The sequence below is a fragment of the Spirabiliibacterium mucosae genome, assembly GCF_014884965.1.
Classification (GTDB): Bacteria; Pseudomonadota; Gammaproteobacteria; order Enterobacterales; family Pasteurellaceae; genus Spirabiliibacterium; species Spirabiliibacterium mucosae.
The window spans coordinates 23,409-49,227 of the sequence record NZ_JABTBO010000011.1 but is presented as its reverse complement, the minus strand read 5'-3'; the positions used below and the strand labels follow the sequence as shown (position 1 = coordinate 49,227).

Sequence of the window (25,819 nt, the reverse complement as noted above, 5' to 3'; positions counted from 1 at the left end):
GCATTATGGCAGAAATTACACAAGCAATGGTTGAGCAAATTGTTGCCCACCTCGGTGGCGCAGGTAATATCATCAGCGCAGGCAACTGCATGACACGCCTGCGGGTGAAACTTCATGACCCAAGTTTGGTCGACAACGCCGCTTTGCGCAAGCTCGACGGCGTGATGGGTGTGGTGGATTTGCAAGATCAAGTGCAAGTCATCCTCGGCCCTGGCAAAGCGGGCAAGGCCGCGGCACTGTGCCAAGCGATGTTAGAGGGCAACGGCAAGCGTGCTGATTTATCCCAAATTGCCAAAGAGAACAAACAGCACATCAAGCAAAAGCACACGACTCGCGTGCACCAATTTTTGACTAAATTTGCCACCATCTTCACCCCGTTGATTCCAGGCTTTATCGGCGCGGGCTTGCTGCTTGGGATTGCTACCGTATTACAGCAATCGTTCGTGGCGGGCGTGGATAACCCAAATGCCACGCTGGTGTCCACCATTGCTTATTTGAAGATTTTCAGCAAAGGGTTGTTTAGCTTTTTAAGCATTATGATCGGCTACAACGCCGCCAAGGCCTTCGGTGGCACAGGCGTGAACGGCGCGATTATTGCCAGCTTGTTCATTCTCGGCTACAACCCCGAGGCGACCAAAGGCATCTATTCTGGCATGAGTGACTTTTTCGGCATGGCGATTGACCCGCGCGGGAACATCATCGGGGTGCTGATTGCCGTCATTTTGGGCGCCAAAGTCGAGCAGTGGGTGCGCAAGTTTATCCCTGAAAATCTTGATATGCTGCTGACCTCCACGATTACGCTGGTGATCATGGGCGTTTTCACCTTTTTGGTGATTATGCCGATCGGCGTGGTGCTGTTTAACGGCATGTCTTATCTCTTCACCCACCTCAATGGCAACCCAATCGGCAGCGCCGTGCTGGCAGGCTTGTTCTTGATTTCGGTGATGCTCGGCATTCACCAAGGATTTGTGCCGGTTTATTTCGCGCTGGTGGAAACGCAAGGCTTCAACGCGCTGTTCCCAATTTTGGCGATGGCGGGCGCTGGCCAAGTTGGGGCAGCGATTGCCCTTTATGTCATGGCCGACAAACAAGCACAACTGCGCAACCAAATCAAAGGGGCGATCATCCCAGGCTTTTTGGGCATTGGTGAGCCGCTGATTTATGGTGTCACCTTGCCGCGTGTGAAACCGTTTATCACCGCCTGTATCGGCGGCGCGGCAGGGGGCTTTGTGATTGGCTTGATTGCTTATTTCGGCTTGCCGATGGGGCTCAATAGCGTGTTTGGCCCGTCTGGCTTGTTGGCGATCCCACTGTTGACCTCCAACGACGGCGTGTTCACCGCGATTGCCATCTACCTTGCCGGCACCGTGACCGCTTACATCACAGGCTTTATCACCACGTATCTGTTCGCTAAAGACGTGGATTTAAGCTAATTTAACCGAGTAACACACAGGGGCTTTTTAGCCCCTTTTTCGATCGCGGTCGTAAAACCGCACGTTGCTGCTTGCGGCGCGCTTTGGGCTTGCTACCATGGGCGCAAAAAAGGAGCAGCCATGGCAAAAGGATTCACACTGATTGAAATGCTGCTGGTGGTCAGCCTCATTGGCATCATCGCCGCACTCGCCACGCCCAGTGCACAGCGCTTGAGCGCGCACTATCAACTTGCGCTCGAGCAGCAAGGGCTATTTCAATTTTTGCGTTACGGCCAAATCAAAGCGCAAAACAGCAATGAAATTTGGTTTTTACTGATTCAGCGCAAGGCCGACAAATCCCAGTGGTGTGTGAGCCTGCAAATTAAAGATGACACGCTGTGTGACTGCTTTGCTCCGCAGCATTGCCCCGCGCACACCCAGGCGCAATTTTATTACCCCCAATTTGAGCAAACGCGCATTGTCAGCAAAAAATACTATCCACGCGAGATCTCCCGCATTAATGGCATTCGCGACACTTTTTCGTCAGCCTGTTTTGTGCTGCAAGCTGGCAAAGTGCGGTCGATTTTTTCGCTTTTTAATGTCGGCAGCCTGCGCATTAAAGACAATCAATCCTTGAGTGCTTGTGTCTATGATAACTAAGCGACACCTGCGCGCCCGCCGTGGCTTTAGCTTGATTGAAGTGATGGTCAGCGTGGCGATCAGCAGCGCGCTGATGCTGCTACTAGTCAGTTTTTTCACCCGCACGCTTAATGCCCAGCAGCTGGCCAACAAACGCCTGCAGCTGCAAAGTGAAATTCACCGCGTGCTGAACTTGATGGCCAAAGACATCGCCCGCAGTGGCTATGCCGCCTTTGAGCAGGTGAGTGTTTCCAACGCCGATTTCATCAGTGGCGATGCCACGCGTTCAGGCGTGATTACACAAGCGAATCGGGCGCCAGATAATAGCTGCTTTTTATTTTGGTATGACTTAGACCAAAGTGGCTGCATTGGCACGCGCCATGACAAACTTTGCACCCAAGGCGGGCGCAACCGCACGTTGGAGATTCAAACCGAGCTGTTGGGCTACCGCTTAAACAGCAAAATGGTGGAAACGCGCATTATGTACAAGCGTGGCACTCAGCAGAACTGCACGTCGGCGCAATGTCAGGAATATCTTTCCCGCGCAGGCTGCAACACCAAAGGCTGGGGCGATTTGATGGACAGCGCCACCTACCAAATCACGCGGCTGAACTTTGCCTGGCTGGTGCCCAACCGTGCGCTGCGCGTTGAGATTGCAGGGCGCTACAAGGCCAAACGCTGGCGGCACATTACCTACCAAAGTGCGGTCGTCATCCCAATTGAGAACCAACTGAAATGAACGTACGCAAAGGCACAGTGGCGCTAGGCATGATTGCCGTCATCGGCGCATTATTAAGTGCGGTGTTGTTATTCCAAGCGCTGCAGCTTGGCCAGCGTCGCGCCCATCTTGCCCAGCAGCAGGGCTATTTTGAACTGGACTACCAGCTCAAGCGCCAAGCCAAGCGCGATGCGCGTGAGTGCGCCAGTGCCCGTGAGGCGCGCAAACCGCACTTTGCCCTTGCGCGCAGCCAACACAACGCCTATGGGCGCATCACCCACCGCCAAGTGTGCCGCTTTTTGCCCTACTTAAGTGCAGAGATGCTCACTGACGGCGTGCTCACCAACTTGGTTGAGCTCGTGCCCGCGCGCTATTGGGTGGAGCTGGCCACGCGTTTTCATTTCCAACGCCTGCAAACACGCGGCATTTGGTGGCTGAAAGCCGGCTCGCGCTGGCAGCTTGATGAGGCGATTGAAGGCGTGGTGTTTGCAGAAAAAAAACAGCGTGATTGCAGGGCGCGGGCAGGTGCGCGGCGTGGTGATTGCTGATGGGGCAATCACCGTTGACGTGGATGTCGTGCGCGATGTTGACGCGGCACTGGCACAAATTAATAAACACGGATTTTGGCAAATTGAGTCGGGGAGTTGGCATGATTTCAGCGCGCTTTAAAGCCGGCGGCAGCCTGATAGGCGTGTTGCTGGCATTGGTGATGTTCACCACTTTGGTGATAAGCTTAAGCCACTGGCAGCAGGGGCAAAACAGGCAAAGTGCGGTCATCTTCCAGCGCCAGCAAGCGTTGCTGATTGCGCATAATCAAACAGTGCGGCTGCGCTTGAAGCTCGGCTGCGAGCACAATCTGCGCTTAAACGGCGTGGCGTTTGAGGTTCGCTGTCAAGGGGCCACCGTCACCGTGGCCTACCCACTTGGCGAGGTGACACTCGGCGCGCAATAACAGTTGCATCGCAACGCACACTCCCTCACAATAGCACTTAGCATAGGAGGGCACGTGTTACATCTCTATTTTTCCAACGATCTCAACTTCCACAAAGACAAACTGCTGAATTTGCTGCAAACGCCGTGTGGCGATGTGTTTGACAGTGAACGCATTTTGGTGCAAAGCCAAGGCATGGCGCAGTGGCTCAAGCTCAGCATTGCCCGCGCGCAGGGCATCAGCGCGAATATCAGCTTCCCGCTGCCGGCCAGTTTTATTTGGAATCAATACCACCGCGCGCTCGATGACGTGCCCGAGCACAACGCCTTCACCCGTGATGCCATGGTGTGGCATTTGATGGACGTGCTCAATGATCAGCGCCATCAGCCTGAACTGAGCCAACTCAACGCCTATCTCGGCGAGGACGACAACGGCGAAAAGCGCTTTGGGCTGTGCAACATGTTGGCGAGCTTGTTTGACCAATATTTGGTTTATCGCATGGATTGGATTGCCCTCTGGCAGCGCGGGGAGGATGACGCTGTTAGCGCGCAGCTGCGCGAGCGGTTGCACGAGCAAGGCATCACAAGCCCAGCATTGTTGGATGAAATCCAAAGTGCGGTGCGCGCCCAAGGCGTGCTGTGGCGCGCGCTGGTCGAGCGCATTCAAGCGCAAAGCGAAAGCCACGCCTGGCACCGCGCCGAGCTCCACCAGCACTATTTGCAAGCCCTTGCGCAAGGGCGGGTGAAATACCTCCCCGCGCGGCTGTTTGTGTTCGGCATTGCCGCGCTGCCAGAGAGCTTTTGGCAAATGCTGCAAGCCATTGGCGAGCACGCCGAGGTGCACGTGTTTTACACCAACCCGTGCGAGCATTTTTGGGGGGATATCATCGATGAGGCGCATTTCAAACGCATGCAACTGCGCGGCAAAGTCAATCCCAATGCCGCGGCGTTGGCGGAAGTGGCGGAGGTTGGCCACCCACTGTTGGCCAGCTGGGGCAAAATGGGGCGCGATTTTTTCAATCTGCTTAGCGAGCACCCGCACAGTGAGGATCTGGGCTATATTGAACACAACGGCACGCAGCTGCTCGGCCAGGTGCAAAACGCGATTTTACAGCTTGATGCCCAACCGCACTTGAGCGTTGACGAGAGCATTATCATCAACGCCTGCCACAGCCCTATGCGCGAGATGGAAGTGCTGCAACAGCAATTGCTGCGCTATTTTGAGCAAGACCCCACCCTCACCCCGAAAGATATTGTGGTGATGCTGCCCGATGTGGAGCGCTATGTGCCCTACATTCACGCCGTGTTCGCCCACTACGACAGCAGCGATGCGCGCTACATTCCTTATGCCATCGCCGACCGCACTTTGCGCAATAGTGACCAAATCATCGCCACACTCTTTACTTTACTCGGCCTGCCCGACAGTGAGTTTAGCGCCGAGGCGGTGCTCACTTTGCTGGATGTGGCGGCATTGCGCGAGCGCTTTGGGATTAGCGAATCCGAGCTGGCCACCTTGCGCCAGTGGGTGGTTAATTGCGATATCCGCTACGGCTTAAGCGAAAACGATGCCAGCGGTGAGCACAACTGGAACGCGTGGCAAGCCGGGCTCAAACGCATACTGCTGGGCGCAACCATGCGTGAGGAAGACGGCCCATGGCAGGCGATTATGCCGTTTGGCTTAAGCTATGGGCTCAGCGCGCAATTAAGTGGCAAATTGGCAGAATTTTTAGAGGCGTTGGGCGCGTGGCAGTCACGCTTAAGTGCGGTTTTGCGGCTGCATGACTGGCACGATCAGCTGCGATCGCTAATTTTGGACTTTTTTGCCGAGAACAGCCAAACTCAGCCAACGTTGCAGTGGCTATTTAATCAGCTTGAGGCGATATTCAGCGCGCTGCCAGCCAGTGAGCAGCGCGTGAGTGCCAAGGTGATGGCGCAATTTTTGCAAGGCAAACTCGACGAGCAAGACTTGGCGTTTAACTTTTTAACCGGCAAACTCAATTTTTGCACTTTGCTGCCGATGCGCGCAATTCCGTTTAAAGTGGTGGCGCTGCTGGGCATGAACGAGGGGGATTACCCACGCACGAGCACACCGAGCAGTTTTGATTTGATGCAATATGCCGCGCGCGCCGGTGACCGTGTGCGCCGTGATGACGACCGCTACCTCTTTTTAGAAGCGCTGCTTTCCGCTGAGCAAAAACTCTACATCAGCTATGTTGGGCGTACGCTGGATAAACACGCGCCCCGTCAGCCTTCGGTGCTGGTCAGCCAGTTGATGGATTACATCCGCCACTATGCCGAGCCGCCAGGCAGTGCGCTTGTGCGTGAGCAGCCGATGACGGCGTTCAGTCCGCGCAATTTTCACGGCGAAAACCGCACGTTTGCGCGGGAGTGGCAGATTAAACCACAAAGTGCGGTCACGCCGTTTCTTCAGCCCCTCACAACGGAGGGTGAGGGCCGCGAGCGCCTAGAGCTCACGCGCTTGGCGGAGTTTGTTGCCAGCCCGTTGGAGTATTTCTTCCGCCGTCAATTGGGTGTGTATTGGCCGAAAGGGGCTGAATTGCTGCGCGATTGCGAAAATTTCACCCTCGATCCGTTAACGCAATTTGGCCTGCGCAGAGGGCTGCTCGACACGCCCGCCGAGCAGTGGGATGCGCGCGTGGAGCAAAGCCGCTTGCAAGGGCGGCTGCCGCGTGCGCAGTTTGCCGAGCTTGAAAGTGCCGCCCAGCGCCAAAAATTGCTGCCGCTATCCCAGGCCATTGCGCCTTATCTTGCGCAAACGCCACAAATGCGCCCGTTTAGCCTGACACTTGGGGATGTGGTGCTTGAAGGCACGCTCGGCCCGCTTTTTGACGGGCAATTCGTCCACTGGCGCGCGGGCAAATTGCGCAGCAAAGATTGCCTCAACGTGTGGTTGCAGCATTTGATTTTGTGCGCGCAAAACGCGCTCAGCGCAGCCTCGCTGTTCTATGCTTTTGATCCAGACAAAGGCGAGAAAGTGGAATGCTTGCACTTTGCGCCAGTGGAGAGCACGCAGGCATTGGCGGCGTTAACGCGTTATCTCACCGCGTTCAAGCAAGCTCAGCACACCGTGTTGCCGCTGCCGAATGAGGTGCTGGTGGAGCAATGGTTGATCAATCGCAATAAAAATTCGTCTAAAACGCCACCAACGCCGGTGGAGCGCATCACAGCGGCTTTTGATGCGCTGGCGGGCAATCCGTATTGGGCGCGCGTGCTGGCGCAGCAAACCTTCAGCGATGAAGACAAAACCGCACTTGACACCACGGAGCAAGCATGGTTTGCGCTGATGCGGGAAAGTTTGAGCGAAAGTGCGGTTTAGCTTGCCTAACACCGGCGGCGGGATTAAACTGTACGGCTTATTTTAACAAGGTGAAAAGATGCGAGTTTCTGATTTTGATTTTTCATTGCCCGACGAGCTGATTGCGCGCTACCCCAAGCCTGAGCGCACCAGCAGCCGGCTGATGTGTTTAGACGGCATAACCGGCGCGATTGAGCACCGCCATTTTGCCGACGTGTTGGATAAAATCAACCCAGGCGATCTGCTGGTGTTCAACAACACGCGCGTGATTCCTGCGCGGCTTTATGGCCGCAAAGAAAGCGGCGGCAAAATTGAGATTTTGCTCGAGCGGCTGCTCTCGCCAACCCAATGTTTGGCCCATGTGCGCGCGTCGAAATCCCCCAAAGCGGGCAGCGTGCTGGTTGTTGGTGAAGACAAGCTCGGCGAAGGCGCGGGCATTGCGCTGCGCATGACAGGGCGCGAGGATGCGCTGTTTGAGCTTGAGTGCGACGAGCCGCTACTTGACGTGTTGCAACGCGCCGGCCACATCCCGCTGCCGCCGTATATCGACCGCCCTGATGAGGCGCTTGACCAAGAGCGTTATCAAACCGTTTACAACAAAGTGCCTGGCGCGGTGGCTGCACCAACCGCGGGGTTGCATTTTGACAAGCCGTTGCTCGATAAACTGCGTGAAAAAGGCGTGAAGATGGTGTTTGTCACCTTGCACGTCGGCGCGGGCACCTTTCAGCCGGTGCGGGTTGACAACATTGAAGACCACCATATGCACGCGGAATATGTCGAGGTGACGCAAAGTGCGGTTGACGCCATTTTGGCCACCAAAGCGGCGGGCAAGCGCGTGATTGCGGTGGGCACCACCTCGGTGCGCTCGATTGAAAGTGCGGCGCAGGCGGCTAAAGCAGCTGGTTCTACGCAGTTGCTTGAACCGTTTTTCTCCGACACGTCGATTTTTCTCTACCCTGGCAAGCCGTTTTATGTCACCGATGCGCTGATCACCAACTTCCACCTGCCGCAATCCACGCTGGTGATGTTGGTCAGTGCCTTTGCGGGCTTTCGCCACACCATGGCGGCCTATCAAAGTGCGGTGGCAGAGCGCTATCGCTTTTTTAGTTACGGTGATGCGATGTTTATCACCAAAAACCCTGATGTGCACGGGTTAGATTAACCCTCACATAATCTTTCGAACTGTTTATTCGTTGGAGTCATTATGAAATATACCTTAGATAAAACCGACGGGCGCGCACGCCGCGGCCGTTTAACCTTCTCCCGCCCTCATGGGGAATACACGGTGGAAACCCCAGCGTTTATGCCCGTGGGCACCTACGGCACCGTGAAAGGCATGACACCAGAAGAGGTGGCCGACACGGGCGCGCAAATTCTGTTGGGCAATACCTTCCATTTGTGGTTGCGCCCAGGCCAAGAGATTATGCGCAAGCACGGCGATTTGCATGATTTCATGCAGTGGCACGGGCCCATTTTAACCGATTCAGGCGGCTTTCAAGTGTTCAGCTTGGCGGATATCCGCAACATTAAAGAAGACGGCGTGCATTTTCGCCACCCGATCAACGGTGACAAAATCTTTTTATCGCCTGAAAAATCAATGGAAATTCAATACGATCTCGGCTCAGACATCGTTATGATTTTTGACGAATGTACGCCGTATCCAGCCGATTTTGATTATGCCAAAACCTCGATGGAGCTCTCTTTACGCTGGGCCAAACGCTGCCGCGAGCGTTTTGACCAATTGGGGAATAAAAATGCGCTGTTTGGCATTATTCAAGGCAGCATTTATGAGCCACTGCGCAAAAAATCCCTTGAAGGGCTGCTGGATATCGGCTTTGACGGCTACGCCGTCGGCGGCTTGGCCGTGGGTGAGCCAAAGCCTGATATGCACCGCATTTTGGAATACATCTGCCCGCAAATCCCAGCCGACAAGCCGCGCTATTTGATGGGCGTGGGCAAGCCAGAGGATTTAGTCGAAGGCGTGCGCCGCGGGATTGATATGTTTGACTGCGTGATGCCAACCCGCAACGCGCGCAACGGCCATTTGTTTGTCAGCGACGGCGTGGTGAAAATCCGCAACGCCAAATACCGCGACGACACCAGTCCATTAGACCCCGAGTGTGATTGCTACACCTGCAAAAACTACACCAAATCTTACCTCCACCATTTGGACAAGTGCGGTGAGATTTTGGGCGCGCGGCTTAATACCATTCACAATTTGCGCTATTATCAACGGTTGATGGCGCAATTGCGTGGGGCGATTGAGCGTGGCGAGCTCGAGGATTTTGTGCAGGCATTTTATGCGCGCATCGGCAAGCCCGTGCCGCCATTGACACCGATAGATGCTTAATTTTTAAGCGAAAAGTGCGGTTTGACCGCACTTTGTGAATTTTCCGCAAGATTTTTTCACTTTATTGCGATTTTATGCTATTTTTATAGCGCAATTTTATTCACTTACAGACAAGAAGGATTAATTTATGGACCAACAAGCAGGCGGCGGCATTCAGATGATTTTTATCTTGGTTATCTTTGCCTTGATTTTCTATTTTATGATCTATCGCCCACAAGCGAAACGTAACAAAGAACATCGCAACTTGATGAATTCTCTTGCAAAAGGGGAAGAAGTGTTAACCTCAGGCGGCCTGCTTGGCAAAGTGACTAAAGTGTCTGCAGAAAACGACTACATCGTGATTGCCCTCAACGACAGCACTGAAGTGACCATCAAAAAAGATTTCGTGGTGGCCGTGTTACCAAAAGGATCTATGAAATCCCTCTAATTCAATACACACTGGAGCAACATTGTGTTAAATCGCTTTCCTTTATGGAAGAACCTAATGGTGATCATTTTGGTCGCCATTGGCATTTTATATGCCCTTCCAAATCTTTATGGTGAAGATCCTGCGGTGCAAGTTTCTGGCACCCGCGGGCACCAAGCCACCGAACAAACCTACAAAGACGTGGAGTCCATCCTCGCGCAAAACAACCTTGTCGCCAAATCCGTTGCCTTGAAAGAAGGCTCCGTGTTGGCAAAATTTTCCAGCACCGATGAGCAATTATTAGCCAAAGACAAACTCGCTGAAGGCTTGGGCGACGGCTATTCTGTGGCGCTCAACTTGGCGCCGGCAACCCCGAAATGGCTCACCGACATTGGTGGCAGCCCGATGAAATTGGGGCTGGATTTGCGTGGCGGCGTGCGCTTTTTAATGCAAGTGGACATGAGCTCGGCGCTCGAGAAAATTGAAACCCAGCGTGAAGACAACCTGCGTACCGACTTGCGCAAAGCCAAAGTGCGGTACAGCAACATTCGCTCAGGCGAGGGCTATGCCACGGTGATCACGCTGGCGGACGAAAACCAAATCGGAGAGGCCAAGCGCATTGTCAACAAAATTGACCCAACCTTGGAAATCCGCCAAGACGCCAACGTGTTGACGGTCGGCATGTCCGAGGCGGAGCTGGCGAAGGTGCGTGAGCACGCCATTGAGCAGAACTTGACGATTTTGCGCAAACGGGTGGAAGAGCTCGGTGTAGCTGAACCTGTGGTGCAGCGCCAAGGGGCAGAGCGCATCGTCATTGAATTGCCTGGGGTGCAAGACACTGCGCGCGCAAAAGAAATTTTGGGCGCGACCGCCACGCTTGAGTTCCGCATGGTCAATCAAGGGGCGGATTTAACCGCGGCGGCCAAAGGCTTGGTGCCGTCGGATTCTGAGGTCAAACTCGACCGCAACGGCAACCCTGTGGTGCTGTATCGCCGCGTGATTTTAGGCGGTGAACACATCACTGGTGCCACCTCAGGCAGCGACGGCAACACCGGCCGCCCAGAGGTGAATATTTCACTCGACAGTGAAGGCGGCAACATGATGGCGGCCGCCACGCGCGATGCCATCGGCAAGCCAATGGCGACCCTTTACAGCGAATATAAAGACAGCGGCAAAGTGGACGACAAAGGCCATCCGATTTTGGAAAAACACGATGAAGTGATCAACATCGCCACCATTCAAGACCGCTTAGGCAACCATTTCCGCATCTCGGGCATCGACAGCCCAGCGGAGGCACTCAACCTCTCCGTGCTGCTGCGCGCAGGGGCCTTGATTGCGCCAATCCAAATTGTGGAAGAGCGCACCATCGGCCCGTCACTGGGTAAACAAAACATCGCCCAAGGGATGGATGCCAGCATTTGGGGCTTGGCGATCGTGGTGCTGTTTATGGTGGTGGTTTACCGCAAATTCGGCTTGATTGCCGATGTGGCGCTAGTGCTCAACATTGTGTTGCTCATCGGGGTGATGTCACTGTTGCCTGGGGCGACATTGACCATGCCAGGGATTGCGGGGATCGTGCTCGCCGTTGGGATGTCGGTGGACGCCAACGTGCTGATCTTTGAGAGGATCAAAGAAGAAATCCGCAATGGCCGCACCGTGCAACAAGCCATTGATGAGGGTTACAAAGGCGCGTTTTCAAGCATTTTTGATGCCAACTTAACCACCATCTTGACCGCACTTATCCTGTATGCGGTGGGCACTGGGCCGGTGAAAGGCTTTGCTATCACGCTCTCGTTGGGTGTGGCGATTTCCATGTTTACTGCCATTACAGGAACACGCGCGATCGTGAACTTCCTCTACGGCGGCAAACGCATCAACAAGTTGTCAATTTAGGAGCCGGCCATGGTGAGAGCAAAACGCAACGAAACCGAAGGCAGTGTGAAACTGGCCCGTCGGCTAATCCCATTTATGAAATTCCGTCTTATCGGCTATGTCTTTTCTGTGCTGGTGGTGGCGGTCTCGTTATTTTTTATCGTGTCCAAAGGCTTCAACTGGGGGCTGGATTTCACTGGCGGTACGGTGATTGAAACCTCCTTCTCGCAGCCAGCGGATTTGCCTAAAGTGCGGTCAACCTTGGCTGAAAACGGCTTTGGCAGCGCCATTGTGCAGGCCTCAGGTGGCACGCGCGATGTGATGATTCGCCTATCCACCGCCGAAGGCGACACCAAAATTGGCACCAAAGTCATCGACGTGCTCAAAGATCTCGACGGCCAAATCACCGTACACAGTGTTGAATATGTCGGCCCGAACGTGGGTAAAGAGCTTACCGACGCCGCCATTTACGCCACCTTGGCCACGTTGATTATGCTGCTGGCCTATGTTAGCTTCCGCTTTGAATGGCGCTTGGCCACAGGGGCGATTTTGGCGCTGGCGCACGATGTGATTGTCACCCTCGGGGTGTTTGCGATGCTGCAAATCGAGGTGGACTTGACTTTCGTGGCCGCGATTTTGTCGGTAATCGGTTACTCACTCAACGACTCGATCGTAGTGTTTGACCGCGTGCGGGAGAACTTCCGTAAAATTCGCCGCACGGAAACCGAAGAGATCATCAATATCTCGTTAACGCAAACCTTATCGCGCACCTTGATGACCTCCTTTACCACCTTGATTGTGGTGCTGGCGCTGTTTATCTTCGGCGGCCCGAGCATTCACAACTTCTCGCTGGCATTGTTGATCGGTATCGGCTTTGGGACCTATTCCTCTATCTATATCGCCATCGCCTTGGCGTTTGACATTGGCCTAAGCCGCGAGCACATGTTGCCACCGAAAATTGAAAAAGAGGGCGCTGACAGCGAACCCTTAATGCCATAATAATCAGGCAAACAAAAACCGCACTTTTAAAAGTGCGGTTTTTTTGTCGCTCAAAGTGCGGTTTCCCTGACCGCACTTTGCATTTTATTGCTGCGCGGCAGGGGCGAGCACGTTGGGTACTTGCAAATCCACGTCGCGTTCAGGCACAGGGATTTTCGGGAAGGTTTTGTCTTTGTTTTGCGCAATCAAGGTTTCAATTTGTTTGGCGGGCGCTGGCAGGTTCATGGCCTGGTAGGATTTTTCCAGCAACGGCAGCGCTTGATACATCGCTTGGGTGTCAGGGTAGTGATCGACCAGGCCGAGCACACGGTTGACCACCGCCACATGGGCGTCGCGTTTGAAATAAAACTCAGCAACGTGCAGCTCATGGCGGGCAAGAGCATTATGCAAATACAAAATGCGCGCTTTGGCGTCCGCGGCGTAGCGGCTGTTCGGGAAGTTTTGCACCAGCGTGTTGAAGTTGTTCATCGCGTTGGTCATTGGCAGCGGGTCACGCAAGGCTTGGTCGGCGCCGAAGGTGTCGAGCATAAAGTGGCGGCCAAGCTCAGAGTTAATCAAGCCCGCGACATAGAGCACAAAGTCCAAATGCTGGCTGGTGGAGTGCATACGCAAAAAGCGCTCGGCATCGGCCAGCGCGATGGTGTATTCACTGGCTTTGTAGTTGGCATAAATCAGGCTCAATTGCGCTTGTTCAGAATAGGCCCCAAACGGGTAGCGGCTGTCCACCGCGTCGAAATAGCGGATGGCTTGCGTGTAGTTTTCGTCTTGCAAATAGGTGTTGGCTTTGGCATAGAGTTGCTCAACGCTGCCTTCTTCCACTTTTTTGTCGCTGCTTGAGCAGCCGGTAATGGCAAGTGCGGTCACAAGCGCGAGCGCAATGGAGTTTAATTTATGCATAAATCGATCCTACTATCTTAATGAAATTAAACGTGCGTTTTGTCGGCAAAAGGTTACTACACAGGCAAACTTCCGCTACAATATTGGACAACACATTGTATGATTTAGTATTGTAACGATCATTGGCAAATAAGCAAATTAGAATTAAGTGAAATCACAAAATTATGACAAAAGAATTAGAACTCACCGTTGAGCTTGACCCACAGCAGCTGGGGCTGCGCCTTGACCAAGTGCTGGCCGAAAAGCTGCCAGATTATTCCCGCTCACGCATTAAAACCTGGATTGAGCAGGATTTGGTGAGCGTCAACGGCGTGGTGGTGAACAAGCCGCGGGAAAAAATGATGGGCGACGAGCGCATTGTGGTGCGCGTGCAGGTGGAAGATGAAAACCGTTTTGTGCCGCAAAATATCTCGCTGGATATTGTCTATGAAGACGACGATTTGATTGTGATCAACAAGCCTGCAGGCTTGGTGGTTCACCCGGGTGCGGGCAATCCTGATGGCACGGTGCTTAACGCGCTGTTGTATCACTACCCGCCGATTGCGCAAGTGCCGCGAGCGGGGATTATTCACCGCTTGGATAAAGACACCACCGGGTTGATGGTGGTGGCGAAAACCATCCCTGCACAAACGCGCTTAGTCAGCGCGCTGCAAAAGCGCAAAATCACGCGGGAATATGAGGCGATTGCTTTTGGCATCATGACCAAAGGCGGCACGGTGGACGAGCCAATGGCGCGCCACGCCACCAAGCGCACACAAATGGCGGTGCACCCGATGGGTAAGCCGGCGGTGACGCATTACCGTATTATGGCGCGCTTTCGTAATTACACCCGCCTGCGCCTGCGTTTAGAAACGGGGCGCACGCACCAAATCCGCGTACACATGGCACACATTGCTCACCCACTGCTCGGTGACCCTGTTTACGGAGGCCGCCCGCGCCCGCCGAAAAACGCCAGCGAGGACTTTTTGGCCGTGCTGCGCAATTTCAAGCGCCAAGCGCTGCACGCGGTGATGCTGCGCCTTGAGCACCCGATCACAGGTGAGGCGATGGAGTGGTTTGCGCCGCTGCCAGAGGATTTTGTGCAGTTGGTGGAAGCACTCAAAGCTGACTACGAGTTACACAAAGAAGACTTGGAGTATTAATATGCTGTTAAACGTCGATTTTACGATTTCAGGCGTTCACGCCGGCATCACCACCCGCCTAGGTGGCGTCAGCCAAGCGCCTTTTGACGGCTTTAATTTGGCCGGCCATGTGGGTGATGATCAAAGTGCGGTCGAGCAAAACCGCACTTTGCTGGTTCAACTGGCCAACTTGCCGCAGATGCCGCAGTTTTTAAACCAAACCCACACCACCGAGGTGGCCCGCTTGCCATGCGAGGGCACGCCCAATGCCGATGCGGCGTACACCAATGAATCGGGCGTGGTTTGTGCAGTGCTCACCGCTGATTGCCTGCCGGTGCTGTTTGCGGCCAAAAGTGGGCGAGAGGTGGCCGCCGCTCACGCAGGCTGGCGCGGGCTGTGCAACGGCGTGTTAGAAAACACCGTGGCGCAATTTGCCAGCCCTGCAGAGGAAATCGTGGCCTACCTTGGCCCAGCGATTGGCAAATCGGCCTTTCAGGTTGGCGAAGAGGTGCGCGAGGCGTTTATCAAAGCCGACGCCCAAGCGGCCAGCGCGTTTGTCAATGACGAAAACGAGCAAGGCAAGTTTTTCGCCGATATTTATCAGCTCGCGCGCCAGCGGCTGCAAAAGTGCGGTTTGCGCGAGATCCGCGGCGGCGAATTTTGTACTGTCAATGATGCGCGCTTTTTTTCCTATCGCCGCGCCAATCCAACAGGGCGAATGGCGAGCTTTATCTATTTTAACTTGCGATAATGATTGACATTTTTCACCATTGTCGCTACCTTTAAAACGTGATTGACGAAAGGAGAAATTGAATGCAACCACGTATCGTAACCGATGTTCGCACCCATGATTCTGTGTTGGCGAGCAACAAAGTTTTACGCAACACTTATTTCCTCTTGGCGTTGAGCGTCGCCTTCTCTGCGTTCACCGCGTACATTTCCATGAGCATGAACTTGCCTTACCCTGGCCTGATTGTGATGCTGGTGGGTTTTTATGGCTTATTGTTTTTAACTCACCGCTTGGCTAACAGCGCGTGGGGGATTCTCTCCACCTTTGCCTTCACCGGCTTCCTCGGCTACACCTTAGGCCCGATTTTAAACGTCTATGTCGGCAACGGCTTGGGTGATGTGGTGGTGCTTGCCTTTGCCGGCACAGCGGCGGTGTTCTTTGCCTGTTCAGCTTATGTGTTGACCACCAAAAAAGATATGTCGTTTTTAAGCGGCATGCTGTTTGCGCTCTTTATCGTACTGGTGGTGGGCGTGATTGCCAGCCTGTTCTTCAACTTCCAAGGGTTACACTTGGCGCTGAGCGCGATGTTTGTGTTGTTCTCAACCGGGGCGATTTTGTATGAAACCAGCAACATCATCCACGGTGGTGAAACCAACTACATCCGCGCGACCATCAGCATTTATGTGTCGTTGTATAACTTGTTCATCAGCTTGTTGAACTTGCTCTCAGCAGCGAGAGATTAAAGCAATAGCAGTTATTGCTGAAACCCGATTGATGATGCCCCTGATTAGGGGCATACTTTTATCACATGAAAAGTGCGGTCAATATGGAACTACAAACAGACAAAGAGGGCTACCTACTCAATCGAGACGACTGGAGCGAAGCGGTGGCGCAAGTGATTGCCGAGCGCGAGGGCATTGTGCTCAATGAGGCGCACTGGGAGGTGATTCACTTTGTGCGTGGGTTTTATGCCGAATTTGGCACCTCGCCTGCCATTCGTATGCTGGTGAAAGCAATGGCGGAGAAATTTGGCCCAGAAAAGGGCAACAGCCGTTATTTGCAGCGCCTTTTCCCGCAGGGGCCTGCCAAGCAGGCAAGCAAATTGGCAGGCTTGCCGAAGCCAGCGAAATGCTTATAAATAAGAATAATTATCATTTGCAATTTTGTGAAAATTTGGTTATGATAGCGCCCATGACCAATAACCACACAAAAAAGGAGCTATTATGCAACTGAAAAAAGCCATCTTGTTGGCGTCTGCCTTAACCTTGACCGCACTTTCTGTGCACGCCAAGGAACTGAAAGTGCTCACCACGTTCACCATTATCCAAGATATTGCGCAAAACGTGGCAGGTGACAAAGCCACGGTGGAATCCATCACCAAACCGGGGGCGGAAATCCACGACTATCAACCAACGCCAAAAGACATTGTCAAAGCGCAATCGGCAGATTTGGTGTTGTATAATGGCATGAACCTTGAGCGCTGGTTTGAACGCTTTTTATCCAATGTGAAAAACGTGCCATCAGTGGTGGTGACAGAAGGTATTGAGCCGATGTCAATTTACGAAGGCCCGTACACTGGCAAACCAAATCCGCACGCGTGGATGTCAACCAAAAACGCGCTGGTGTATATCGACAACATTGAAAAAGCGCTGAGCAAATATGACCCAGCGAACGCGGAAACTTATCACAAAAATGCGCAAGCCTACGCCGAAAAAGTCAAAGCGATGGACGCGCCCCTGCGTGAAAAACTCGAAAAAGTGCCTGCGGATAAACGCTATTTAGTCACCAGCGAAGGCGCCTTTAGCTACTTGGCAAAAGATTACGGCTTCAATGAGCTTTATCTGTGGCCAATCAACGCCGACGAAGAGGGCACACCGCAACAAGTGCGTCATTTGATTGAACAAGTGCGCGCCAAACACATCCCCGTTGTGTTCAGCGAAAGCACCGTGTCTGACAAGCCAGCCAAACAAGTGGCGAAAGAAAGTGGCGCGAAATACGGCGGCGTGTTGTATGTGGATTCACTTTCCACCAAAGACGGCCCAGTGCCAACCTACTTAGACTTGTTGAACACCACCGTGTCAACGATTGTGAAAGGATTTGAAAAATAAATGGGGCAAGTTACGCCAAGCATTGTTGTAGACAACCTCGCAGTGCGCTACAACAATGGGCATACCGCACTTTATGATGTGTCATTCACCCTCGGCGCAGGCACCACCTGCGCCTTGGTGGGTGTCAACGGCAGCGGTAAGTCAACACTGTTTAAAAGCATTATGGGGCTGGTCAAACCGTTGACCGGCTCGGTGCGTTTGTGTGATATGCCGGTGAAAACGGCGTTGAAGCAAAATCTCGTTTCGTATGTGCCGCAAACCGAAGAGGTGGACTGGCAATTCCCTGTCTCTGTTTATGACGTGGTGATGATGGGCCGCTACGGCTACATGGGCTTTTTGCGCCGGCCATCAGCCAACGACAAAGCCAAAGTGGAGCAAGCCATGGCGCGGGTGGATATCAGCCACCTCAAAGACCGCCAAATCGGCGAGCTCTCCGGCGGGCAGAAAAAGCGCGTGTTCCTCGCCCGCGCATTAGCGCAAGAAAGCCGTATTATCTTGCTCGATGAGCCGTTTACGGGCGTGGATGTGAAAACCGAAAACGCCATTATTGACCTGCTTGGCGCACTGCGCGCGGAAGGGCATTTGATTTTGGTTTCCACCCACAACTTGGGGAGCGTACCGCACTTTTGCGATCAAGTGGTGATGATCAACCGCACGTTGATTGCCAAAGGCGACACAGAAAGTACGTTTACCCAGCGCAATCTTGAGCGCGCCTTCGGTGGCGTGCTGCGTCACTTGACGCTGGCTGGTCCTGATTTGCATGACGATGAAGACAAACGCGCCTTGACGGTGTTAACCGACGACGAGCACGCGCTGGTGTTCTACGGCGAAGATGGCCAAGAGCTGCCACCTAAATCACCCAAAGTGCGGTCAAAAGGCAAATAACCATGTTGGATCTCCTCCTTGAGCCGTTTCACTACGAATACATGACCAAAGCCATTGTGGTCAGCAGCCTGGTGGGCGGCGTGTGCGCGTTTTTATCGTGCTATTTAATGCTCAAAGGCTGGTCGCTCATCGGTGATGCGCTCTCCCACGCGGTGGTGCCAGGGGTGGCGATTGCCTATGCGCTCGCGTTGCCCTATGCTATCGGCGCGTTTATCTCAGGATTGCTGGCGGCGCTGGCGATTTTGTGGGTGAAAGCCATCACCAAATTGCGTGAAGACGCCATCATCGGTTTTATCTTCTCGACCTTTTTCGCACTCGGGCTGTTTATCGTATCCCTCAACCCCACCTCGGTGAACGTGCAATCCATCGTACTGGGCAATATTTTGGGGATTGATGACAACGACATCATCCAAGTCGGCATCATCATCGCGGTGAGCTTACTGTTTTTGCTGCTGTTTTGGAAAGATTTGCTGCTGGTGTTTTTTGATGAAAGCCACGCGGTGTCGGTGGGCATTTCGCCGATTCGGTTAAAAGTGCTGTTTTTCACGCTGCTCAGTGCCTGCGTGGTGGCGGCATTGCAAACTGTGGGTGCGATTTTGGTGATCGCGATGGTGATCACCCCGGGCGCGACGGCCTATTTGTTGACGGACCGCTTCCCGCGGCTGATTGCCATTGCCGTGGCGCTCGGCGTGAGTACAAGTGCGGTCGGCGCCTATGCTAGTTACTTTTTCAACGGTGCCACTGGCGGCTTGATTGTGTTTTTGCAAACTTGCCTATTTTTGTTGGCGTTTTTGTTCTCACCCAAATATGGGCTGGTGACACAGCGCAGAGTAAAGGGGAAAGCCAATGCTTGAGGCCATTTTCAACTGGTTTTATGAACCGCTGTCTTTTCCGTTTATGCAACAAGCGCTCGTAACCGCACTTTTGGTCGCCTTTGTTTGCGCGCTGCTGTCGTGCTATTTGGTGCTCAAGGGCTGGTCGCTGATGGGTGATGCCATCTCGCACGCAGTGCTGCCAGGCATTGTGCTGGCGTTTGTGCTCGGCGTGCCGTTGGCACTCGGTGCGTTTGTCTCAGGCATATTGTGCGCCGTGTTCACGGGGTATCTCAAGCACAACTCACGGCTGAAAGAAGACACCGTAATGGGCATTGTGTTTTCAGGCATGTTTGCTTTTGGCTTGATTTTGTTCGTAAAAGTAGAAACCGACCAACACTTGCTGCACATTTTGTTTGGCAACCTGCTCGGCGTGCCGAAGCAAGAGTTCATCTTGATTTTGGTGATTTCACTCTTCACCAGCGCGGTGATTTTAAGCAAGCGCAAAGATTTCCTGCTCTATTGCTTTGACCCTGTGCAGGCCAAAATTGTCGGCTTGCCGGTGAAATTGCTCCATTATGCGCTGCTCACGTTGCTGGCGCTGACCATCATTGCCGCGATGCAAGTGGTGGGGGTGATTTTGGTGGTGGCACTGCTGATTGCTCCGGGCATCACTGCATTTTGCTTGACCAAGCGTTTTGATCACATGCTGCTGATTGCCATTGGCGTGTCGGTGTTTTCAACGTTTATCGGCACTTTGCTCAGCTACCATCTTGATGCGGCCACTGGCCCGACCATCGTGCTGGTGCAATCACTGCTATTTGTGACCGCACTTTGCATTCGCGCGCTCAAAACCCACGCGCAACAACGCGCCTTGCGCGCGCAGGCTAAGTTATCTTAAATTCGTTGTAGGCAAACTCACCATCAAAGGGCTGCGCAAGTACGTTTTCAACCCGTGCTGAGCGTGGCCCGCCGTCCTCAAGCCAAGTTTTGAGCGCGTCGATTTGCGCCTTTTCACCGCGGGCGATAATCAACACGCTGCCATCGTGGAGGTTGCGCACCGTGCCAGTCAGGCCTAATTGAGAGGCCTTTTGCCAGGTGAAATAACGAAACCCACCCCTTGCACCCGCCCAAAAACGGTAAATTGTGTGGTTAATATCATATTTTCTCCTAATTTTTGCTGATTTCTATTTAATTTTATAATGATTTAGCATAGGATAGTCAAAGGTTTATCGGCTTGGATTTTGTTCAAGGCGTTTAATTTGTTAATCATTGAGGAAACATTATGAAATTAACCCGATTAGCGTTAGCAGTGGTTGCCCTTGCAACAGGTGCAAGTGCGGTTGCAGCAGACATTTCTACGTCATCTAACGTCACCTTGCTGGCCTTTGATGGGCAAAAAATCAGCAAAGGGCTTTTCCAAAAAGATAAAAGCGTCAACGCCTCCGACAACGCCGTGCACCAAGCGGTGGTGAAAGTGGAAGAGATCGTGCGCGTGGGCTCAGACCGCCGTTTGTATGAATCCTCCCCGATTGTGGTTAAATTCAAAACCGGCCAAGAAAACGTGGTGATCAAAGCCGAAACCCTCGGCACAGACGATGCCGCCAACCGCTTTGACCGCAACCCGAAAGTGAGCGTGGTCAGCCAATCAGGCCAAGCGATTGCCAGCGAGCAAGAGCTGCTTGACCAAGAAGGCTTGTTCCCAGGGCGCAATTTGCAAGAAAACTTAAGCAATTATAACTCCAGCGGCAAAAAAGCCGCCGTTGCGGGCTTTGCAACCGCGAATATGCCTGTGATGGCGGGCATGTCTGGCGTGGGCAAAGCGCAAAAAGGCAAAGTGACTGTGCAAGGCGAAAACGTCGCCGAGCAGCAATTGCAATACTGGTTCCAACAAGCGGACAAAGAAACCCAAAAACGCTTCTTGAACTGGGCTAAAAAACACTAATTTAACTGTTAGCGTAAAAAAGTGAGCCTGTGCTCGCTTTTTTTATGGGGGTGGAGATGAATCGTATTCAACGAACCTTACAGGCTCGCAAAAATATCGCACTGGTGGCGCACGACCACTGCAAAAGTTTGTTAGTGCAATGGTGCTTGACGCATCAGCGCGCGCTGGCGCAGCACAATTTGTGGGGCACAGGCACAACCGGGCGGCTGATCACAGAAAAAACCGGCCTTGAGGTGACCGCACTTTTAAGTGGCCCGATGGGTGGCGACCAGCAACTGGGGGCTAAAATCGCCGAAGGCGAGATTGATTTGCTGATCTTTTTTTGGGATCCGCTCAACGCTGTGCCCCATGACCCAGACGTGAAGGCGCTGCTGCGCATTTCCACCGTGTGGAATATCCCAGTTGCGACCAACGCGGCCACGGCGGATTTTTTGATTTCGTCACCGCACTTTAGCCAAGCGTTGGCCATTGATATCCCAGATTACGCCGGCTACATCGCCGCGCGTACCCAAGCATAAGGAGTGTGCTATGAATCTATTGCTTAATATTTTCAATTTTGTCTTTTTTGGCTTTGGCACCGTGATCGGCTGGCTGTTTGCCACCGTGTTGAGCGTCTGCTTGGTGATCACCATCCCATACACCCGCAGCTGTTGGGAAATCACCAAAATGGCGCTGGTGCCGTTTGGCCACCAAATTGTGCATGTCAAATACCTCGAGCCGACCAGCACCATTGGTAACGGCATCGGCGGGGTGCTCAACATTGTGTGGTTTATCGTATTCGGCTGGTGGCTGTGTTTAATGCATATCTTCACTGGCATCGCCCAATGTTTGACTATCATCGGCATCCCAAGCGGGATTGCGCATTTCAAATTGGCGAGCATTGCGCTCTTCCCAGTGGGCATGCGCGTGGTCGACAGCGACGTGGCTGAAAACATCAAACTGCAACAAGCGCGCGATCAATTCAGCGCACGCAAGTAAGCAGGGGGCGGTGTGAGAAAGCTCGGCTGGCTGAATAACAAAATCATCTCGGTGATTCCTGTTTTCATCGCGTTGAATCTCGCCTCGATTTTTATCTATTGGTTTGATATTTCAACCGGTGCCATGCCGTTTGTGCTCGGCATCATCGCCGCCGCCTTGGTGGATTTAGACCACAACCTTACCGGCAAGCTGCAAAACATCATTATCACGCTCATCGCCTTCACGCTGTGCACTTTTGGCGCGCAGTATGCGCTGAGCGATCCGTTGCTTTATTCGATGATGATAACCCCGTTTACTTTTATGCTGGTGATGATGGGCGCCTTTGGCCAACGCTACAGCACCATTGCCTTCGGCACGCTGGCGGTGGCGCTCTACACCGCGCTGACTTATTTGCCTGAAACGCCGTGGTATCTCAACCCGTTTATGATCATCACCGGCACTTTGCTTTACAGCCTAGTGACCATCGTGGTGTATCTCTTCTTTCCGCGCTACAAAGTTGATGAAAGCTTGGCGGATGCCTTTTTGGCGCTGGCGGATTACCTCGACGGCAAGGCGAATTTTTTCGACCCCGATAATCCTGACGACATTGAAACCTTGCAGCTTGAACTCGCACGGCTCAACGGCAAGGTGATTGTGGCGTTCAGCGTGTGCCAGCAATCGCTGTTTGTTCGCCTTGGGCGGCAGCATACCCAAAGCAAAACGGCCAAGTTGATTCGCTACTATTACGCCGCGCAAGATATTTTAGAGCGTGCCAGCTCGTCGCATTTTGATTACGCCAAATTGGTCAGCGACTTGCAAAACAACGCATTGTTATTCCGCATTCAACGCATGATCGAGCTGCAAGCCGATGCGTGCCGCAACATTGCCCACGCGATTTTGCGCCAAACCCAATATACGCCTAAAGTGCGGTTGGCGCGCGCGGCTGCGGGCTTGAAACAATCGTTTGCATTATTTGAGCAGCAAAACCCGCACAACGCCCAGCGCAACAACCTCGCCACCGTGATGGACAACCTCAGCTCCATTCAATGGCAAATTCTCTTTTTGGGCAAAAACGACGACCAAATCCAAGACAGCTACAGCCATGTGATCAACATGGACAAAATCCGCAGCCTGCGTGAAATGTGGGTGGCGCTGAAAAACAACCTCACCTTTGAATCGCAACTTTTCCGCCACGCCGTGCGGCTGTCGATCGTGGTGCTGGCTTGTAGCTTGATTGTGGTGAATATCGATCTCGAACGTGGCTATTGGATTTTGCTCACGGCGGTGTTTGTCTGCCAGCCGAACTATTCCGCCACCAAAAAGCGCCTGCGCGAGCGGATTATCGGCACGCTCGCAGGCGTGTTGATCGGCTCGCTGATCCCGTTTTTCACCGCCACGTTAGCCGCCAAATTGGGGCTATTGGTGGCCAGCAGCACGCTGTTTTTCTTCTTTAAAAACAATAACTACAGCTTTTCCACCTGCTTTATCACCATTCAGGTGTTGATCAGCTTTGACATCTCAGGCTTTGATATTTATGCCGCCATGTGGCCGCGCATGATCGACACCGTCGTGGGCGCGATTATCGCAGGCGTCGCGGTCTCGTATCTGTGGCCGGATTGGAAATACATGAAAATTGGCCGCTTGATTGGCCTAAGTATCAAAAACAACGCGCGTTATTTGCTCTATGTGATGACGCAATTGCTCTTTGGTGAGCAAAATCACGTTAATTACCGCAGCGTGCGCCTGGCGGCGAACAAAAGTGCGGCAGAGCTGAGCACTGTGATTGCGGATATGAACAGCGAACCGCAAAAATACAAGCTCTATTTGCAAAATGGCTTTCAAATTTTGAAAGAAAATTATGGCATGCTGGGTTATATTTCTTCTCTCGGGGCGCTGCGCTTTACCATGAGCCAACGTGGCGATGACAAATATTTCCTGCTTGATCTTTACCCCGCTTCACGCCAGCTGATTGACCTGCTCGAGCAGATTCAAACCCTTGACGAAAGCGAGTTGCAAGCCAAAGTAGAGGGCATTCAAGCGCGCTTGGCACACACGCTCGAGAGTGAAGAAACCCACAAAGCCGTGCAGCAAGACAAAGTCATCAGCCAGCAGTTGTTGATGATTTCAAACCTCATCGTGCCGCTCAAACGCAGCATTGCCTGCCAAGCCAAACTCGAAAGTGCGGTTTAAACCGCACTTTGCGCCTCTTCTTCCAACTCATCAGCCATTGCGCTCAAGGCTTCACGGCACAGTTGTGCGAGAGCTTGATAAGCACTTTGATCGTGCGCCTCCACTTGGCCTAAAAAGGCCTTCATAGTCGGTAGCAAAAAGTCTGCAAAAAGCTGCTGCTGGGCGCTGAGGCTGTCGAGATTATCTTCAATCCACGAGCTGCTCAGCAGCAAATGCGCCACGTGGTCAGGCTCGGCAAGCGCGGGTAGGCCACGCTCAGCGCGAAATTGCATAAAGTCAGCGAGTGTGTCGTTATAATCACTGATCTTCACCGAAACGGCGCCATCTTGCGCAAAAAGGCGTTCAAAATCACGTTGCATTTGCGCGCGGTCAAGTTGCTCAAGGCGGTTTAGTGCTTGTTGGCTTTGTGCATCAACGCCCAGTGCCCAAAGTGCGGTCAGCTGGCCTTGTTTGAGCCAGTCAAATACGCCGGTGAGCACCTCATCTTGCGGGGCGCGATAAAACAGATTGCCAAAAAGGCGAGTGAGCATGGAAAAATCGTTCATTAACGGGTCCTTATCTTGGTTGAGGTGATGATTTTTGATAGTATCACATCTTTAGCCACACAGTTAAGGACGCTTATGAAATACATCGGCGCGCATGTCAGCGCAGCAGGCGGGGTAGAAAACGCGGTGAGCAACGCGCAGGCCATTGGTGCCAATGCCTTTGCGCTGTTTACCAAAAATCAGCGCCAGTGGGTCGCCAAGCCGTTGAGTGAGCAAAGCATTAACGCGTTCAAAGTGCGCTTGGCCGAGGCCAACATCAGCCCACGCCACGTGCTGCCCCACGACAGTTATTTGATTAATTTAGGCCACCCCGAGCGCGCTGCGCTGGAAAAATCTCGCCAGGCGTTTTTGGATGAAATGCAACGCTGCCAGCAACTGGGTCTAACGCTGCTCAACTTTCACCCTGGCAGCCACTTGCGCCAAATCAGCGAGCAGGCCTGTCTTGCCACGGTGGCGGCGTCCATCAACTGGGCACATGCGCGTGTGGATGATGTGGTGGCGGTGATTGAAAACACCGCAGGCCAAGGCTCAAATGTGGGCTGCCAGTTCGAGCATTTAGCCGAGATCATCGCCGGGGTTGAAGACAAATCCCGCGTGGGCGTGTGTTTAGACACCTGCCATTTATTCGCCAGTGGCTATGATATTTCAACGCCGGAGGGCTGCGCGCAAGTGTTTGCTGAATTTGACCGCATTGTCGGGTTTAAATACCTGCGCGGGATGCACCTCAACGGCAGCAAAACAGCATTGGGCAGCCGCGTTGACCGCCATCACTGCCTGCAACAAGGGCTGTTGGGCACCGCGGTGTTTGACTACATTATGAACCAACCGCACTTTGATGATATGCCGTTGATTTTAGAAACCATTGAGCCTGACAATTGGGCGGCGGAAATTGCCTGGCTGCGCAGCTTGGCGCAATAAAAGTGCGGTTGAGGCTGGCAGGGGCGGGTGAAATAGTATACAATAGCAAAAATTTGCAACCCCCAACTG

28 protein-coding genes are annotated in these 25,819 nt (G+C 53.2%); 25 read left to right on the top strand and 3 right to left on the bottom strand.

Annotated features, from left to right (window positions below; genetic code table 11):
• Positions 1–5: 5 nt before the first annotated feature.
• The 12 genes from murP to secF all read left to right on the top strand — a co-directional run bounded on the left by murP (position 6) and on the right by secF (position 12,642).
• Positions 6–1,433: a PTS N-acetylmuramic acid transporter subunit IIBC gene (murP, locus tag HPC37_RS05740; protein ID WP_208122225.1), complete on the top strand. Its 1,428-nt coding sequence runs from the start codon at positions 6–8 to the stop codon at positions 1,431–1,433.
• Positions 1,434–1,553: 120 nt separating this feature from the next.
• The gene (locus HPC37_RS05735) at positions 1,554–2,072 is read left to right on the top strand and encodes a type II secretion system protein (RefSeq protein ID WP_208122224.1); all 519 of its coding nucleotides are present in this window, start codon (positions 1,554–1,556) and stop codon (positions 2,070–2,072) included.
• Positions 2,062–2,790, top strand: a complete 729-nt coding sequence (locus HPC37_RS05730) for a prepilin-type N-terminal cleavage/methylation domain-containing protein (RefSeq protein WP_208122223.1) — start codon at positions 2,062–2,064, stop codon at positions 2,788–2,790. The genes HPC37_RS05735 and HPC37_RS05730 overlap by 11 nt, the downstream gene beginning before the upstream one ends.
• Complete coding sequence (locus HPC37_RS05725; protein WP_208122222.1) at positions 2,787–3,317, top strand: DUF2572 family protein; 531 nt, start codon at positions 2,787–2,789, stop codon at positions 3,315–3,317. Before HPC37_RS05730 ends, HPC37_RS05725 begins: the two co-directional genes overlap by 4 nt.
• Positions 3,256–3,438, top strand: coding sequence for a DUF2572 family protein (locus HPC37_RS05720; protein ID WP_208122221.1), 183 nt, complete (start codon positions 3,256–3,258; stop codon positions 3,436–3,438). The genes HPC37_RS05725 and HPC37_RS05720 overlap by 62 nt, the downstream gene beginning before the upstream one ends.
• Complete coding sequence (locus HPC37_RS05715; protein WP_208122220.1) at positions 3,419–3,721, top strand: DUF5374 domain-containing protein; 303 nt, start codon at positions 3,419–3,421, stop codon at positions 3,719–3,721. The genes HPC37_RS05720 and HPC37_RS05715 overlap by 20 nt, the downstream gene beginning before the upstream one ends.
• Positions 3,722–3,775: 54 nt before the next feature.
• Positions 3,776–7,036, top strand: coding sequence for an exodeoxyribonuclease V subunit gamma (gene recC / locus HPC37_RS05710; RefSeq protein WP_208122219.1), 3,261 nt, complete (start codon positions 3,776–3,778; stop codon positions 7,034–7,036).
• Positions 7,037–7,094: 58 nt separating this feature from the next.
• A complete protein-coding gene (gene queA, locus HPC37_RS05705; protein WP_208122218.1) occupies positions 7,095–8,177 on the top strand; it encodes a tRNA preQ1(34) S-adenosylmethionine ribosyltransferase-isomerase QueA in 1,083 nt (360 codons plus the stop codon).
• 42 nt (positions 8,178–8,219) lie between these two features.
• Entirely contained in the window at positions 8,220–9,365 is a 1,146-nt protein-coding gene (gene tgt, locus HPC37_RS05700) for a tRNA guanosine(34) transglycosylase Tgt (protein ID WP_208122217.1), read from the top strand.
• A 127-nt stretch (positions 9,366–9,492) separates the two neighbouring features.
• A complete protein-coding gene (gene yajC, locus HPC37_RS05695) occupies positions 9,493–9,792 on the top strand; it encodes a preprotein translocase subunit YajC (RefSeq protein ID WP_208120255.1) in 300 nt (99 codons plus the stop codon).
• Positions 9,793–9,816: 24 nt separating this feature from the next.
• Positions 9,817–11,664 carry a protein translocase subunit SecD gene (gene secD, locus HPC37_RS05690; protein ID WP_208122216.1) on the top strand — a complete coding sequence of 616 codons (1,848 nt, stop codon included), beginning with the start codon at positions 9,817–9,819 and terminating at the stop codon, positions 11,662–11,664.
• 9 nt (positions 11,665–11,673) lie between these two features.
• A complete protein-coding gene (gene secF / locus HPC37_RS05685) occupies positions 11,674–12,642 on the top strand; it encodes a protein translocase subunit SecF (protein ID WP_208122215.1) in 969 nt (322 codons plus the stop codon).
• Between the two features lie 84 nt (positions 12,643–12,726).
• Here secF and HPC37_RS05680 read toward each other — a convergent pair whose 3' ends face one another.
• A complete protein-coding gene (locus HPC37_RS05680; protein WP_208122214.1) occupies positions 12,727–13,539 on the bottom strand; it encodes an outer membrane protein assembly factor BamD in 813 nt (270 codons plus the stop codon).
• A 164-nt stretch (positions 13,540–13,703) separates the two neighbouring features.
• Between HPC37_RS05680 and rluD the strand changes: the two genes are divergently transcribed.
• From rluD to HPC37_RS05640, 8 genes are all read left to right on the top strand, one after another.
• A complete protein-coding gene (gene rluD / locus HPC37_RS05675) occupies positions 13,704–14,681 on the top strand; it encodes a 23S rRNA pseudouridine(1911/1915/1917) synthase RluD (protein WP_208122213.1) in 978 nt (325 codons plus the stop codon).
• A gap of 1 nt (position 14,682) precedes the next feature.
• Positions 14,683–15,411 (top strand): peptidoglycan editing factor PgeF, encoded by a 729-nt coding sequence (gene pgeF / locus HPC37_RS05670; protein WP_208122212.1) that lies wholly within the window; start codon positions 14,683–14,685, stop codon positions 15,409–15,411.
• Between the two features lie 62 nt (positions 15,412–15,473).
• Positions 15,474–16,133, top strand: coding sequence for a Bax inhibitor-1 family protein (locus HPC37_RS05665; protein WP_208122211.1), 660 nt, complete (start codon positions 15,474–15,476; stop codon positions 16,131–16,133).
• A gap of 83 nt (positions 16,134–16,216) precedes the next feature.
• Positions 16,217–16,528 carry a TusE/DsrC/DsvC family sulfur relay protein gene (locus HPC37_RS05660; RefSeq protein ID WP_427915958.1) on the top strand — a complete coding sequence of 104 codons (312 nt, stop codon included), beginning with the start codon at positions 16,217–16,219 and terminating at the stop codon, positions 16,526–16,528.
• Between the two features lie 85 nt (positions 16,529–16,613).
• Positions 16,614–17,498 (top strand): metal ABC transporter substrate-binding protein, encoded by an 885-nt coding sequence (locus HPC37_RS05655; protein ID WP_208122209.1) that lies wholly within the window; start codon positions 16,614–16,616, stop codon positions 17,496–17,498.
• Positions 17,499–18,383 (top strand): ATP-binding cassette domain-containing protein, encoded by an 885-nt coding sequence (locus tag HPC37_RS05650; protein WP_208122208.1) that lies wholly within the window; start codon positions 17,499–17,501, stop codon positions 18,381–18,383.
• A gap of 2 nt (positions 18,384–18,385) precedes the next feature.
• Positions 18,386–19,237, top strand: a complete 852-nt coding sequence (locus HPC37_RS05645; protein ID WP_208122207.1) for a metal ABC transporter permease — start codon at positions 18,386–18,388, stop codon at positions 19,235–19,237.
• A complete protein-coding gene (locus HPC37_RS05640) occupies positions 19,230–20,096 on the top strand; it encodes a metal ABC transporter permease (protein WP_208122206.1) in 867 nt (288 codons plus the stop codon). Before HPC37_RS05645 ends, HPC37_RS05640 begins: the two co-directional genes overlap by 8 nt.
• Here the strand turns inward: HPC37_RS05640 and HPC37_RS11185 are convergent.
• Complete coding sequence (locus HPC37_RS11185; protein ID WP_345790012.1) at positions 20,083–20,256, bottom strand: acylphosphatase; 174 nt, start codon at positions 20,254–20,256, stop codon at positions 20,083–20,085. The genes HPC37_RS05640 and HPC37_RS11185 overlap by 14 nt on opposite strands.
• A 224-nt stretch (positions 20,257–20,480) precedes the next feature.
• On the opposite strand from HPC37_RS11185, the gene HPC37_RS05630 reads away from it, so the two are divergent.
• The 4 genes from HPC37_RS05630 to yccS are packed head-to-tail and all read left to right on the top strand — an operon-like array spanning position 20,481 to position 24,287.
• Positions 20,481–21,140 carry a curli polymerization inhibitor CsgI-related protein gene (locus HPC37_RS05630; protein ID WP_208122205.1) on the top strand — a complete coding sequence of 220 codons (660 nt, stop codon included), beginning with the start codon at positions 20,481–20,483 and terminating at the stop codon, positions 21,138–21,140.
• Positions 21,141–21,196: 56 nt separating this feature from the next.
• On the top strand, positions 21,197–21,658 hold the full coding sequence (locus tag HPC37_RS05625) for a methylglyoxal synthase (protein ID WP_208122204.1): 462 nt from the start codon (positions 21,197–21,199) through the stop codon (positions 21,656–21,658).
• 10 nt (positions 21,659–21,668) lie between these two features.
• Positions 21,669–22,118: a YccF domain-containing protein gene (locus HPC37_RS05620; protein ID WP_208122203.1), complete on the top strand. Its 450-nt coding sequence runs from the start codon at positions 21,669–21,671 to the stop codon at positions 22,116–22,118.
• A 12-nt stretch (positions 22,119–22,130) separates the two neighbouring features.
• A complete protein-coding gene (gene yccS, locus HPC37_RS05615) occupies positions 22,131–24,287 on the top strand; it encodes a YccS family putative transporter (RefSeq protein ID WP_208122202.1) in 2,157 nt (718 codons plus the stop codon).
• Here yccS and HPC37_RS05610 read toward each other — a convergent pair.
• Positions 24,284–24,832: a TorD/DmsD family molecular chaperone gene (locus HPC37_RS05610; protein ID WP_208122201.1), complete on the bottom strand. Its 549-nt coding sequence runs from the start codon at positions 24,830–24,832 to the stop codon at positions 24,284–24,286. The genes yccS and HPC37_RS05610 overlap by 4 nt on opposite strands.
• A 75-nt stretch (positions 24,833–24,907) precedes the next feature.
• Here HPC37_RS05610 and nfo point away from each other — a divergent pair, with 75 nt between their 5' ends.
• Positions 24,908–25,750 carry a deoxyribonuclease IV gene (gene nfo / locus HPC37_RS05605; protein ID WP_208122200.1) on the top strand — a complete coding sequence of 281 codons (843 nt, stop codon included), beginning with the start codon at positions 24,908–24,910 and terminating at the stop codon, positions 25,748–25,750.
• The last annotated feature ends 69 nt before the right edge of the window (positions 25,751–25,819 follow it).